Raw genomic sequence first — 13,904 nt, forward strand, 5'->3', positions numbered from 1 at the left:
CGGTATTAAATAACAGGCTTGGGCTGTCACATCTGTGATGGCCCTGCCAAGAAAATCATGGCTCTATTTGATGGATGAAGTGGCTCTATTCTATGAAAAAGGGTGCTCTATCCGATGACTATATGCAATTTATCTGACTTTTTTATTTATATGCTTTAAGTTATTCAGTGGGGATATATCTTGGTAGTCCCCGAGTCAAAATAACTCTATTTTGCAATTTTTATAATGCATCTATCATCTTTACTTGCTGAATTTACTTTAAATCCAAGAATAAAAAAAATTTAATCGTCTTTTATACGCTTTAAATAGCCAGAAAACATCTTCCGTGTCTAATATTGATGCATTTTTGCACAAACCGTATGCAAATTCGCATGTTCAAGCACATGCACTCTAATATAAAAATATACCTACAACGCACTGAAGCATTATAGGTATATTTCAAGATATTTTATATTTTAGGCTGGTCAACAGATGTCAAACAATTCAAATATCAATATTATATTTTTTTATTTTTCTAACTATCGTAGATTGGTCCACCTGCAAAACTTCTGCCGCTTTTCTCGTGCTACCGTGTTTGGCTATAGTTTTGATTATTAATTGTTTCTCAAGATGGCTCGTTGCGTCTTTCAATGGTATGATTTCATTCACTTCCACTGTAGAATTTACTTTCATAGTATTGGCAATCAATTTATTTGGCAAATCATCCTGAGTTATTATTTGATTCTGCGAAAGTATTATAAGACTCTCTGTTACATTTTCAAGTTCTCTAACATTTCCAGGCCAACTATATTTACATAAGACATCATAAACTTCATTGGAAATTGATTTAGTTAAATTATGTTTGTTATTGAACATTTCAAGAAAGTGGGTTATTAATGGTTTGATATCTTCTACACGCTCTCTTAGAGATGGTACATTAATTGACACTACATTGAGTCTATAATATAGGTCTTCTCTAAATGTCCCAGATTCCACCATATCTATGATAGATTTATTTGTAGCGGCAATAACTCTTACATCAAGTTCGATCGTCTTGGTGCCACCGACACGAGTTATCTCTTTTTCCTGCAGCACTCGCAATAACTTCACTTGAAGGTTCAGGGGGAGTTCTGCTATTTCATCAAGCAAAATAGTTCCACCTTGAGCAAGTTCGAATTTTCCAATTTTACCTTTTGGATCAGCGCCGGTGAAAGCTCCTTTTTCGTACCCAAACAGTTCTGATTCCAGAAGATTTTCAGGAATGGCTCCGCAGTTTATTTTAATAAAAGGTTCCTTGCTTCGGTTTCCAGAATCAACGATTATTTCAGCAATACCTTCTTTCCCCGTACCAGATTCTCCTAAAATCAAAACTGTCGAATCAAATTTTGCGACATGTCTAGCTAATTGAAATGCTTTTTTGATGTTATCACTATGTACGATATATTTTTTTTTCATTTTAGATTGAAGCGCCCTTAGATGTTCTAATTCGTGGCTTTGTTGTTCTATAAATTTCTCTTTCTGCTCAAGGAGTTTCTTTTGCGCCACTAAATCTGTAATATCTCTGATATTATTAAAAACATATTTCAATTCACCATCTTTGGAAAAAATCGGATTTCCAGTTACTATCACCTGTTTGTTTGTAACATAATTAGTGCACATGGCAGTTTCACGTTTTTTTGATGTTAAAACATCTAAAGTCACTGAGTGCGAAAACCACTTTTCCTTGGCTAAATCTTGAATGTTTTTACCTAGTACATGCTCTTTAGTGTAACCGGAAACTTTTTCATTGGCGTAGTTTGTATATAAAATCATTCCTTCTCCATCAGTTATGAAAATACCATCATATGACGATTCAAGAAATTGAATTATTTCTGCCGGCAGGTCGAGTTGCATGCCGTTCTTTTTAAAAGAATTTTTCAAGTGTACATTTACCTCCTTTTTCTACTTAGAGCAACAAAAATGTATTAGTCCCGAAAGCGTTTTTAAATTTTTATTATTTCAATATATAAATTTTTCGCCTTGGCACATGAATTTCACTTTGCATTTTGGTGCATGTTTTTCCATCTCTTCGCTAAAGGATTGTACATCTCCTCCGTGTTCGATAAATGTCCAGAAATGACATGGTATGGCTATTTTTGCATTGCATAAATTTGCGTATCTTGCTCCTTCTTCAGGATTCAAGTTTCCAAACTTTCCATTTATAGACAGGATTATAACATCCGGCTCAAAATCTATGGCATCTTGTATTTTGTCAGGCCGGTATGCCGTATCTCCTGCAATATATATTTTTTTATCTTTCATGGTCAATAAAATTCCGATTGCATCAGGCGCCAAGGCTCCATGATCCGCAAATACAGCTTGTATAGTTATTCCTTTGTGAGCGACCGGTTTGTTTTGTGCCAATAAGTTAACTTTTTCTTTTTTTATCCCCATTTCTAAAAATAAATCCACACATGATTTTGGTCCCATAAATTGGGTTTTTGCATTAGAAGAGGCAATAGGGATAGTATCATAATCAAAATGATCGAAGTGATTATGCGTTGTGATATAAACATCCGCCTGTAATTCTTGTGGCGTGATGAGCTTCGGAGATAAGCGTTTAAACCCTCTAATTCTTTCCCCACAATCTGATAAATAGGGGTCTATAACTACAGTCGTATTTTTATTGTCTTTTATCAAAAATCCAGCTTGACCCAACCAAAAAATTGCTATGTCATCATCTTTCATGTTTGTTGTTGAGAGGTCTATAAAACTCATCAAATCACTCCTTGTATTACATCTTATTTTCGCATCAAGATGCTTTTCATATCCAGTTTTGAATTGACACTATTATATAAACCTTTTATATATAAAGTCAAGTTTCTAAAATTGTCAGTGTGTCGTTAATTTGTGATAATGCCACCTGTAAACTTACATATCTTCATTGACTTTTTTCCAAATCCATCATAAAAGAACCCGCTTCAAAATACTTCAATTTATATAACAGATGCGAATTTCAGCCATCTCTCAATTTAATGATTATGTATAAATTTGCTGTATAACACTATTGCTATTCCGTCCTTAACTATGTTAAAATATTTCTTACACCGGGGTGTGGCTCAGCTTGGTAGAGCGCTTGGTTCGGGACCAAGAGGCCGGAGGTTCAAATCCTCTCACTCCGACCATTACAATGGGCAACAGGGACTTTTAGAAGTCCTTTTTTTATTGCATGTAAATCCATTTGAACCGATGGCCTGGATGGGGTTTGGGGAAGGACTCTTTCCCCATTTTAGCCAAAGGCGAATCTACATTTCCGGGGGTTAACAGGACATTTGTCACGAAAATGTCCGTCATAAGGGGGCAGAAGCCCCCTTTGAGGAGCTTGCGACGGCTGGATGGTTCAAATCCTCTCACTCCGACCATTATCAAGGGCTACAGGGACTTTTAGAAGTCCTTTTTTTATTGCATGTAAATCCATTTGAACCGATGGCCTGGATGGGGTGGTTCCATCGTCACCACAGTGCTATAATCTATTTATGGGAGGTAGTCTGTCATGAAACTTCTTAAAAAGAACGTATATTTGATTTTACTCGCCCTGGTTGCAGTATTGCTTTTTTTGTTGTCTAACGATCAAGGGCTGGTTGAGAGATATTACTCCAGTTGGTTTTATAAAATTGCCATGACACCTATAAGCCGACTGTTCGGAATGATACCATTCTCAGTGGCTGAAGTTGTTGTTGTATTGTTTTTTGTTGGAATAACTGCAACTGCATTATCTATTTTTCCGATCCTACTTTATTACCCGGGAAATAGAACTTCGCATTTGATCAAGTTGGGAAAAAACTTCGCTATCATCTTATTAAGTCTATTCATATGTTTTCAGTTGATGTGGGGTCTTAATTATTCCAGATCGGCGTTTTCGGATCTGGCAGGAATCCATATCTCACCATCAGATGTGGATGATCTTTACGAATTATGTTTGGACTTGACTGAAAAAGCTTCACTCTTAAGAAAAAACTTGGATGAAGACAGTCTTGGATCATTTGAGCTGACTTCCGGCATCGATGACATGTTTGCAAGAACGCAGTCTGGATTTGACTTGATCTCATCTGCGTACCCGCAATTGTCAGGTGACTTTGGAACTCCGAAGAAGGTCTTCTTATCCAGATACTGGTCCTACACCGGAACCAGCGGCATGTATTTCCCCCTGACGGGAGAGGCAAATATAAACACGAACATCCCCGATTACATGCTGCCTTCCACCACTGTTCATGAGATGGCCCACCAACGGGGTTTTGCCAGGGAAGACGAGGCAAATTTTATATCATACCTGGTATGCAAAAGCCATCCTGATGTGGATTTTCAGTATTCTGGAACCATGCTGGCTCTCGGCTACTCCATGAGCCAGTTAAATTACTACTCTCCGGAGAAGTGGCAAGTCGTCCGATCGAAGTACAGCGAAGGTATGAACAGAGATATAGATTCTTACGTAGAATATAGAAATAAATATAATGGAAAGGTCTGGGAATTTTCAAACAAGACAAATAATTCATACTTAGTATTAAACAGGCAGTCAGACGGGATCCGCAGCTACGGTCGCATGGTGGATCTGCTGTTGGCTTATGAACGTGGGGTCAATCCCACCAAAACTTTACAATAGAACTTTACTCCATCCCCTTTCCAATCTCCAGGAATGGGGAACCAAAAATCGTCTTTACAATTAGTCTTGCAATCTCTTCAGGTTTTAGTTTCTCTTTTTCAAGGCTCTGATGCAGCATGGTAAAGACAGCACTGACCAATCCTTCCACCACATACTCTTGATATGGGCCCATGCTGAAATTCCCTCTATACAAAGACCAAACCAATCCCTCCCAAAGCCATTTCTTCATTTTTCGATGAAAGTATGGATCCCCCTGTGATGACATCAAGACTACAAAGGTGCTTCGATTTTCCATAAAAAAATTTACCATGGGAAGCAGTGAATTAATTGCACGGCCATCGTGGTTTGTATTTCTGAAATCAAAGGGCTTCAACGCGTGGTTGAATTCCTGCATCTGTTCCAAAAGCCTGTTTTCCAACTCTCTAAGCATCATCTCCATGTTTCCGTAGTACAAATAGAAGGTGCTTCGGTGTATTCCGGCCAGCCTGCATATCTTCCCTACAGTTATCTTCTCGTAGGTATTTTTTTTGTACAATTGGATAAATGCATCCTCCATGCTTTTTTTCGTACGCTGCTGTTTTTCAAGATTGTACCCCATAAAGCGACTCCTTATGTAAAATTAATTTTATTTTTAAGTAAAATTCGACATAGTGTGCAATTTTGTTCTTCTTTATCATTATACAATATTATAAAATGTAATCAAATAAAATTTTGAATGCTTGACTGTGTTCAAAACAAGGAGGTCGCAATCGTTTATGAATCCACAATCGCAAGAGAAGAACAAACTGTTTGAAGATGTTTATGATGGCAAGATCCCCAAAAGGGTCCCCATCATGGTCAACGTGGACAACGCATTTTCTTTGGAATATGCCGGCATGGATCTGCGCACAGACCAATTCAGCGTTGAGAAAAACCTTGAAGCTATCGATGCTACAACCAAGGATTTTGACAGTGACGTGGTCATGGGAATGATGCTTCGTTTACCGTCTCTGTACAAAACATTGGGAGCGAGAAATTTCGTAATGGGCAGCGACGGTTTTATCCAGCATCCAAATGTCCACGGGCTTGATGTAGAAGAATATGACGACTTGATTGCCGATGCCTACAAAACAATCTGGGACAAAGTACTACCAAGGCAATATGCTGAACTTGGAAAAGACAAATTTACAGCCAGCAGAGCTCTTACCAAAGCCTTCTTTATGTTCTTCAGCACCATGGGTGCTTTGGGACAAGGATATGCCGGTGTTGCCGAGAAGTATGGAAAGGCAACATATTCACTGGCTGCCGGAGCTGCAACTGTTCCTTTTGACACACTGGCAGACCAACTTCGATCTTTCACCGGAATCAGCTCGGATATTCGCCGACTTCCGGATAAGGTTATAGCCGCGTGCGATGCTCTTTTGCCACTGGCTATTAAAACCGGTCTTGGTCCAGGCGCCAGCAAATATAATCGTACCTTCATACCCCTTCACATGGGACCATATCTTCGGGAAAAGGATTTTGCAAAATTCTACTGGCCTACCTTTAAGTCCTTTGTAGATGCCCTGGATGAAAAAAATGTCGGTTCAAATATTTTTGTAGAGCAGGACTATACTCGATTCCTTGACTATCTGGGCGAATTGCCGGCAGGACAGCTTCTGCTTTTCGAATACGGCGATCCTAAAGATATTAAAAAACGTTTGGGAGACAAGCACATTATTTCCGGCTTGTATCCATTGTCCATGTTGAGAAACGGAACAAAACAGGAATGCATCGATTACGCAAAAGAATTGATCGATATATTGGCTCCCGGCGGCAACTTCGTATTCGCTTTTGACAAGGCAATAATTAGACTCAACGATGTTAATCCGGAAAATATGAAAGCCGTTTGTACTTACGTCAAAGAAAATGCGGTCTATTAAATAAGGAGGATACCTAACATGAGCAATGAATTTAAATCCGAATATTTTACATCCATGGATGAAGCTATTGAAAAATACGACCTGATACCAGAATCCATCCCCTTTGCTGCCGGGGATCTTCAAGGAACCGAAGAGTTGTTCTTCGCTTTCACAATGTTTTTGATAAGTTAAAAAGTATAAAAGCGAAGAGCTCAGCTCTTCGCTTTTCTTATAACTCAGCCTTGATAAGTCCCACGGCTTTGGCTAACTCCATTACGCCCAAGGGAACCAGTGACAATCCCAATCCTGTCAAATACAATTCTATCGGCAGATAGATCAAACCGAATGCAACGGAAACCGGTGTAAAGACCACCAATGCCATCAGGGCCGTTGAGATCAGTACGGCAAGATTCAACTTTTTATTGCTAAATGGTCCTATTTTAAACAATGAAGATGCGGATCTCATATTGAAGGCCTGAACCACCTGGGACATTGCCAGTACTATGAATGCCATGGTCTGTCCGCCGATCAACTGCCCTGTGACCGATTCTCCCAGTTTAAAAGCGTACAAGGTAAGTATGGCGAACATTCCACCTTGAAGTATTATCCTTATTCCGTACCCATTGGCAAAAATGCCCTCTTCTTTGGGTTTTGGCTTTTTGTCCATTACATTGCTTTCGATCGCTTCCATACCCAAAGCTATTGCTGGAAGACTATCCGTAACCAAATTTATCCATAATAGTTGCATGGACAATAGCGGTGTCCTGTGCCATAAAAGCATGGCAAAAAACACTGTAAACACTTCACCTATGTTGGTACCGAGAAGAAATCCAACCACTTTTTTGATATTGGAATAAATTCCCCTTCCTTCTCTGACAGCGTCAACAATAGTGGCGAAATTATCATCTGTCAGTGTCATGTCGGCAGCGCCTTTTGCAACTTCCGTACCGGTTATACCCATTGCACATCCTATATCTGCGGCTTTGAGTGCGGGGGCATCATTTACCCCGTCACCAGTCATTGACACTACCTGTCCCTGACGCTGCCACGCCTTTACTATCCTGATCTTATTCTCAGGTGATACCCGGGCATAAACGGAAATTTTCTTCAGCATCCCGTCAAATTCTCGATCGGTCATATCATCAAGCTCGACCCCTGTAATAGCCTTGTCGCCTTCTTGAAAAATGTCCAATTCTTTTGCTATTGCCGATGCTGTGATCACGTGATCTCCTGTTATCATGACGGGCTTGATCCCTGCACGCCTACATACCGCTACTGCATCTTTTGCTTCAGGTCTTGGAGGATCTATCATTCCAACAAGCCCCATGAATGTCAGGTTGTTTTCAATATTTTGGCTGGTCAGTTCTTCCGGTATTTCCTCTATCTCCTTGTATCCTACTGCCAATACCCTGAGGGCTTTTTTACTCATTTCTTCATTTAATTTTTCAGCTTTCTCAATATCGCCTTCTACCGTCAGTTTGGCCAGAACATCGAAAGCTCCTTTGACTATAACGATTTTTTTGCCCTCGATCTCGTTTATGCTTGTCATAAGTTTTCTGTCAGAATCGAATGGGATCTCTCCCAATCGCGTATATTTTTCATTAATTTCGTCTTTATAAATTCCGTTGTTATGTGCAGCAAGGATAATACTGGTTTCTGTAGGATCTCCTATATGCTTGACCTTGCCTTCCTCCATGATTATGGATCCGTCACTGCAAAGAACGCTGTACGTCAACAGCTTTCTCACATTATCGGAATTGTTGTCCGAGATATCTTCCAGTTCTCCTTCTCCATCTACATAAGCCTTTACGAGGGTCATTTGATTTTGCGTCAGAGTTCCGGTCTTGTCCGAACATATTATGGAAGCGCTTCCCAGTGTTTCAACAGCCGGTAATCTTCGGATTATGGCATTCTTCTTTACCATTCGTTGAACTCCGATTGACAGCACTATGGTCACTATTGCAGGCAGACCTTCCGGGATCGCAGAAACAGCCAAAGAAACAGCCGTCATAAATAGTTCCATAATGGGAAGTCCGTTTATGGCCCCTATGGCAAAAATTATCCCACAAGCCGCCAATGCCAAAATTCCAAGATATTTGCCAAGTTCCGCCAGTTTTTTCTGAAGCGGGGTCTGATCACTTTCTTCTGCATCCAGCAGGTTTGCTATTTTTCCCATCTCGGTATCCATGCCGGTGCCTGTTATTATAGCGACTCCTGTGCCGTAAGTTACTCCACAGCCCGAAAAAATCATATTCTTTCTGTCTCCAACGGCTACAGTCCCATTCAATTCGACTCTACTGTCTTTTTCCGACGGCACTGATTCACCTGTTAATGCAGATTCGTCCACTTTCAAACTGGCCGTTTTTATCAATCTCCCGTCAGCAGGCACAAAATCTCCGGCTTCCAGTTTTATAATGTCACCGGGAACCAATTCGGTAGAATCGACCATCTTTTCTTCGCCGTTTCTTATTACTCTTGCATGGAGAGCCGACAAGTCTTTCAGTGCTTCCAAGGCTTTTTCCGCCTTGCTCTCCTGCAGTACACCCAAAATCGCATTAACAACAACTATGAACAGGATCAATGCAGGTTCAAAAAACTCTTTTGCTTCTTGCTCGATGATCGCAACCGCAAAAGAAATAGCAGCCGCAGCCAACAATATCATGATCATGACATCTTTGAATTGATCTATGAATCTTTGAAAATTTGTCTTTTTCTTCTTTTCCTGCAGCTTGTTCAGCCCAAATTTTTCTCTTTTTTCAGAAACCTGAACATCTGACAGTCCTTTGTCTATATCAGATTCAAGATTTTTTACGACTTCATCAAGCCTTTTATTATACGCTGCCAATTTAATTCCTCCCAATCTCACTTGAAAAATGAATATTTGAATACCGTCTAATACCAGTATAAACCTTTCGATCAAATAAATCATCAGTGATATTTTATCAAAATGACAAAAAACAAAAAGTTCCAATATTTTTCGGAACTTTAAAAACTTTTCTTCATCCTTATTCATTTATGGGTGAAACATGATCGATCATCCAGGCACGTATCCATAAAAAAGGGCATGCTCCAAAGCATGCCCTCATTCATGTAAAATTTTTTATTCTGCTTGTGGTGCAACAGGCGCAGGTGCATCAGCAGGGAATGGGTTGTAGAAAAGGAATACAACACCCAGAGCGAGGTATGCTACTACTGCAATTTTAAGGGGTCCTAAGAATACGTCTCCCGTAACATTACCTACGAAACCTATCCAATATGTTGACAAGAAAGCAAAGATGTTCATTACCGCCATCATGATGGACATGCCCATTGCTATTTGAGAAGGTTTGACTTTCATTCCTATAAGCATTGCAGCTGCAGGCATGGTCAACATGAAGAACAAACCTGCGACAAGAGTACCGCCAATCATCATCATTGCACTGTTTGCATACACTATCATGGCTATTCCTGCCGCACCGCCTATAAGGCCTGCAGGTATTATGAATCTTCTTACTTTTGCGTACAGTTTACCGAAAACCGCTCCTGCCAATGCACCACCAACGGTGTACATTGCAAGGGCCAGGGCTGCAGTTGAAGAGTCTCCTACTTGCTTTACATTTATCATGATAGAAGAGAAGTTAACAAGCATCGGATAGATAAGAAGCAACAAAAATCCGAATACTATGGACAAGGCCCAAACGAATGCTGGCATTTTGTCTTTTACTACCGGTTGGCTCGGATCTACCGGAGGAGCTTCAGGCTCTTTAAGGAAAAATAATACCAAGAAGAATGAAATGATTGCAGGAGCATGGCCAAGGAATGACAGTTCCCAGGAGATGTCTGCAAATACTCCACCTAAAAATTGAAGAACGATACCACCGATGTTCATCATCAAACCACCCACACCAACGTAGTTGGCTCTTTCCTGACCTTCGTAAAGGCCCATGATGATGGCGTTTCCAAGTGGTGAGATAATTCCAAGTGCAATACCAAAAACTGCTCTGGACACTAATACTAGTGTAAAAGAGGAGTTTAAAAAAGCTGGTGCCATACCTGCCAATGCAAACAAGGCAAGGCCCAAAAGCGAAAGCGTTTTAAACTTGACCTGTTTACCTACTACCGCACCGGTTATAAGCGTGGATGGGATTATCAATAATGAAGGCAAAGTAGAAACCAATAATATTGTAGTAAAAGGTACATCCGGGAATGCGCCCGCAATTGCCGCTATGGCAGGGGTGATGGTACCGATACCCATTGCGATAAAGAAGATTGACATTACTGATACTAATGTAGCTTTATTAGTATTTTTCATTAACTATTTCCTCCTTACAAGATGATTTTTTGTTGCCAACCGAATCCGTTTTCAAAACAGATCCTCTTTGGATAGTGATGATCGCGCAGCTTTGTAGTCGTTTTCATTTTTGTGGGCATTCCTCCTCGCTTTAAATCCTATACAACCTGCAAACTTTATAACGCTTTACAAATTATATATTCGAACCTTTATATCAATTTAAGTATACACCAATTTCCTAAATGTAGCAATATAAATTTTAATAAGTTATTTTTTTATAAATTTCAAGCTGATTTTCACTGAAAACATTGATACGACTTGGTCTGGTGATCACGCAATTGTTTTATGCCCCTCTTTTACAAAATTATTTTTTGAAATTTTTTCTTTGGCCATTAACGATTTACAAACAGTATCCTTTGTAATATGATATCCATTGTGACTATAGAATTTTAGAAATTACGGAGGAATCATGAACACTTTAAATAAATCAACATCAGATGGCGGTAACAAGGCTTTTTATAAATCGATGCTCACCATCGCCGTTCCCGTTATGATACAAAGCTTCATGTCATCTTTTTTGAATATGGTGGATACCGTCATGGTCGGAAAATTGGGTGAAACTGCAATAGCGTCAGTTGGAATCGCAAATCAGTATTTTTTCTTTTATATGATGCTTCTCATAGGATTGTGCGGCGGGGCAAGCGTCTTCATTTCTCAGTATTGGGGCAAAAGAGATTTAAAAAATATCAAACGGATTTTGGGTGTTTCCATATCATCCGTTTTTGTGCTTGCCTCAATATTTACCGTTATAGGCGTATTGATGCCTGCAAGAGTTATTTCCCTGTTCAATCAAGATCCCCAGGTCTTGGATCTGGGATCAAAGTATTTGACGATAGTTATCTTCGGATATTTTTTTACAGGCTTAACTTTTTTGTACAGTTTCTCCCTCAGATCCGTAGGAGAGGCAACCAAACCTCTGATCGTAAACATCATAGCCCTGATTTGCAATGTTTCTTTAAACTATATCTTGATATTTGGAAAATTAGGTGCTCCGGCCCTTGGGGTGGAAGGAGCCGCCGTAGCAACTTTAGTGTCTCGTACCGTGGAAGCCGTAATTCTGGTAATGGTCATTTACACGGGAGGAGGCCCTTTATCAGCAACCATAAGAGAATTGACCGATTGGAGCATGGCCTATTTGAAACGCACTTATAAAACTATAACTCCCGTTATCTTAAATGACATGTTCTGGGGACTTGCCAGCCTGGTCTACATAGGTGTTTACGGTCGAATGGGCACACAGGCAGTTGCAGCAGTGCAAATTGGAAACACGGTCAATAACCTGTTCATGGTCCTTGCATTCGGATTATCAAGCGCAGCCGCCGTAATGATCGGCAACAGTATAGGTGAAGGCAACAACGACCAGGCCTTGAATTATTCAAAAAAGTTCATATTCACGGCAATAGCAACCAGCATACTCATGGGATCCATACTGGCAATTCTGTCCCCGCAAATTTTAAAACTCTTTAATGTTTCGGATTCGGTAAAATACAGTGCTCAATCCATACTCTATATGATAAGCGGCATTTTTGTGATTCGGGTAGTGGGGATCATGTTGGTGGTAGGAATTTTAAGAGGCGGAGGAGATGCTGGGATGGCCTTGCTTATAGAAGGATTTACCATGTGGTTTATTGGTGTTCCCATGGTTGTTTTTGGAGCATTCGTTCTTGAATTGCCGGTACATCTGGTTTATGCCATGGCCTTTGCAGAGGAAATCGTCAAATGCATTTTGGGGTTGTTGAGACTTAGATCCAAGAAATGGATCAAAAATCTTACGGTCCACTAGTTCGAGTTTTTTTTAAAACTAAAATACAGCCCGGAACTTTCCAGGCTGTATCTTTTTTATGTATCAACTTTTCAGGTCGTGATGTGTTTTAAAACATTTCCTTGCTCATTCTGTCGATTTCTGCGTCTGTAGCTTCGTACACCCCTGGGAATGAACTTATGTTAAGACCTTGGCTCGCTCCTGGTATGAAGTAAAGCTTTCCGCATCTTCTGCAAGCTTTTTCAACGTTCTCTGCAACGATCTCTTGAGTCCAGCCTGGGAAGTCAATTACTCCACTGTCGATATCTCCCATGAATGTCAATTTGCCGCCGTACTCTTTAATAAGTTCCGGAGTGTTGTTCGTAGTCATTACACCTTGCCAGATGTCCATGCCCATTTCGATCATGAAAGGAACAAGGTTTGCGCCGTAGCTGTCGCTGTGGTGTATTATAAGTTCTACACCGTTTGCCTTGTAATGTCCGTAGATTTTTTTGTAAGCAGGCAATAAAAACTCTTCAAAAGTTGCTGGTGACATGAATGAGTTTATCTGGCTGCCCCAGTCATCGTGATGGAACAATGCATCAGGCTTCATGTATTTTATGAATTCATCAGCCAACTTGATTTCCCACTCTACTAAGAAATCAATAAGTTCATGCATGGCTTCAGGTTCTTCATAGAAGTTCATTAAAGCATCTTCCATGCCCATGAAGTAATGAAGGTGCTCGAAAATGCCCGGAGCAACAAATACTGTTACGTATTGGTCGTTTCTGTCAACTGCTGCTGCCAATTCCTGCGCTTCTTTCCACTCTTCAGGTGTGTGGATAACGTTTGGAGCTTTTACTACATCTTTCCACTTGGTTATATCTTTTACCAATTTATGCTCTTCGTCATGAACCGGAAATGCTCCCAGTTGGCCTTCAGGCCATCTTACTGTAATTCCCCACTCGTTCACGATTTCTCCACCGATAGGTGGCTTCAATCTGGTTATTGGAGTTTTCATCATCATTGCAAAAGCCTCGTATTGCTTTACAAATCTGTCAGGATTTCCACCCTTCATAACTTCAACCAGGTTCTGTCTTCTTGTTAACATCTCAATACCCCCTGTTTTTTGGGTCTTCCATTTTAGTCTAGAAGCCGTTGATTACGCTTTTATCAGTTCTTTCGCCTTTGTTACAGCGCTGCCAGCGTCAGGAGCGTATCCGTCTGCCTTGATTTCTGCTGCATACTCAGGTGTTACAGGTGCTCCACCTACGATTACAGTGAATCCTGCTTCTTTAAGTGCAAGCGATGTCTGCTTAAGTGCAGGCATTGTAG

The 13,904-nt window shown here is 40.3% G+C and carries 10 protein-coding genes, 1 tRNA gene and 1 pseudogene; 5 read left to right on the forward strand and 7 right to left on the reverse strand.

Features of this window, described 5'->3' with window-relative positions:
• Positions 1-483 precede the first annotated feature (483 nt).
• Entirely contained in the window at positions 484-1,899 is a 1,416-nt protein-coding gene (locus IWB18_RS11705) for a sigma-54 interaction domain-containing protein (RefSeq protein WP_195683805.1), read from the reverse strand.
• 78 nt (positions 1,900-1,977) lie between these two features.
• Positions 1,978-2,736, reverse strand: coding sequence for an MBL fold metallo-hydrolase (locus IWB18_RS11710; RefSeq protein ID WP_195683806.1), 759 nt, complete (start codon positions 2,734-2,736; stop codon positions 1,978-1,980).
• Positions 2,737-3,066: 330 nt separating this feature from the next.
• Here IWB18_RS11710 and IWB18_RS11715 point away from each other — a divergent pair.
• Positions 3,067-3,143, forward strand: a tRNA-Pro gene (locus IWB18_RS11715).
• Between the two features lie 368 nt (positions 3,144-3,511).
• A complete protein-coding gene (locus IWB18_RS11720; protein ID WP_195683807.1) occupies positions 3,512-4,618 on the forward strand; it encodes a DUF3810 domain-containing protein in 1,107 nt (368 codons plus the stop codon).
• 4 nt (positions 4,619-4,622) lie between these two features.
• On the opposite strand, the gene IWB18_RS11725 is transcribed toward IWB18_RS11720, so the two are convergent.
• A complete protein-coding gene (locus tag IWB18_RS11725) occupies positions 4,623-5,216 on the reverse strand; it encodes a TetR/AcrR family transcriptional regulator (RefSeq protein ID WP_195683808.1) in 594 nt (197 codons plus the stop codon).
• A gap of 157 nt (positions 5,217-5,373) precedes the next feature.
• Here IWB18_RS11725 and IWB18_RS11730 point away from each other — a divergent pair, with 157 nt between their 5' ends.
• On the forward strand, positions 5,374-6,519 hold the full coding sequence (locus tag IWB18_RS11730) for a uroporphyrinogen decarboxylase family protein (RefSeq protein WP_195683809.1): 1,146 nt from the start codon (positions 5,374-5,376) through the stop codon (positions 6,517-6,519).
• An 18-nt stretch (positions 6,520-6,537) separates the two neighbouring features.
• Complete coding sequence (locus tag IWB18_RS11735; RefSeq protein ID WP_195683810.1) at positions 6,538-6,690, forward strand: hypothetical protein; 153 nt, start codon at positions 6,538-6,540, stop codon at positions 6,688-6,690.
• A 37-nt stretch (positions 6,691-6,727) separates the two neighbouring features.
• Here IWB18_RS11735 and IWB18_RS11740 read toward each other — a convergent pair whose 3' ends face one another.
• Together IWB18_RS11740 and IWB18_RS11745 are read right to left on the reverse strand one after the other, a co-directional pair.
• On the reverse strand, positions 6,728-9,343 hold the full coding sequence (locus IWB18_RS11740) for a cation-translocating P-type ATPase (RefSeq protein ID WP_195683811.1): 2,616 nt from the start codon (positions 9,341-9,343) through the stop codon (positions 6,728-6,730).
• A gap of 255 nt (positions 9,344-9,598) precedes the next feature.
• Positions 9,599-10,789 (reverse strand): MFS transporter, encoded by a 1,191-nt coding sequence (locus IWB18_RS11745; protein ID WP_195683812.1) that lies wholly within the window; start codon positions 10,787-10,789, stop codon positions 9,599-9,601.
• 448 nt (positions 10,790-11,237) lie between these two features.
• Here IWB18_RS11745 and IWB18_RS11750 point away from each other — a divergent pair, with 448 nt between their 5' ends.
• On the forward strand, positions 11,238-12,611 hold the full coding sequence (locus IWB18_RS11750; protein ID WP_195683813.1) for an MATE family efflux transporter: 1,374 nt from the start codon (positions 11,238-11,240) through the stop codon (positions 12,609-12,611).
• A gap of 88 nt (positions 12,612-12,699) precedes the next feature.
• On the opposite strand, the gene IWB18_RS11755 is transcribed toward IWB18_RS11750, so the two are convergent.
• Both IWB18_RS11755 and IWB18_RS12510 read right to left on the reverse strand, forming a co-directional pair.
• A complete protein-coding gene (locus IWB18_RS11755) occupies positions 12,700-13,680 on the reverse strand; it encodes a uroporphyrinogen decarboxylase family protein (protein WP_195683814.1) in 981 nt (326 codons plus the stop codon).
• 51 nt (positions 13,681-13,731) lie between these two features.
• Positions 13,732-13,904: pseudogene (locus IWB18_RS12510) on the reverse strand (cobalamin-binding protein); the annotation flags it as partial.

It is taken from the genome of Alkalibacter mobilis, assembly GCF_015594845.1.
Taxonomy (GTDB): Bacteria; Bacillota; Clostridia; order Eubacteriales; family Alkalibacteraceae; genus Alkalibacter; species Alkalibacter mobilis.

What these genes read in the sequence shown, in the direction of transcription:
- IWB18_RS11710 (WP_195683806.1), bottom strand. Translation starts at nt 2,736, where the DNA reads ATGAGTTTTATAGACCTCTCAACAACAAACATGAAAGATGATGACATA.
- IWB18_RS11720 (WP_195683807.1), top strand. Translation starts at nt 3,512, where the DNA reads ATGAAACTTCTTAAAAAGAACGTATATTTGATTTTACTCGCCCTGGTT.
- IWB18_RS11725 (WP_195683808.1), bottom strand. Translation starts at nt 5,216, where the DNA reads ATGGGGTACAATCTTGAAAAACAGCAGCGTACGAAAAAAAGCATGGAG.
- IWB18_RS11730 (WP_195683809.1), top strand. Translation starts at nt 5,374, where the DNA reads ATGAATCCACAATCGCAAGAGAAGAACAAACTGTTTGAAGATGTTTAT.
- IWB18_RS11735 (WP_195683810.1), top strand. Translation starts at nt 6,538, where the DNA reads ATGAGCAATGAATTTAAATCCGAATATTTTACATCCATGGATGAAGCT.
- IWB18_RS11745 (WP_195683812.1), bottom strand. Translation starts at nt 10,789, where the DNA reads ATGAAAAATACTAATAAAGCTACATTAGTATCAGTAATGTCAATCTTC.
- IWB18_RS11750 (WP_195683813.1), top strand. Translation starts at nt 11,238, where the DNA reads ATGAACACTTTAAATAAATCAACATCAGATGGCGGTAACAAGGCTTTT.
- IWB18_RS11755 (WP_195683814.1), bottom strand. Translation starts at nt 13,680, where the DNA reads ATGTTAACAAGAAGACAGAACCTGGTTGAAGTTATGAAGGGTGGAAAT.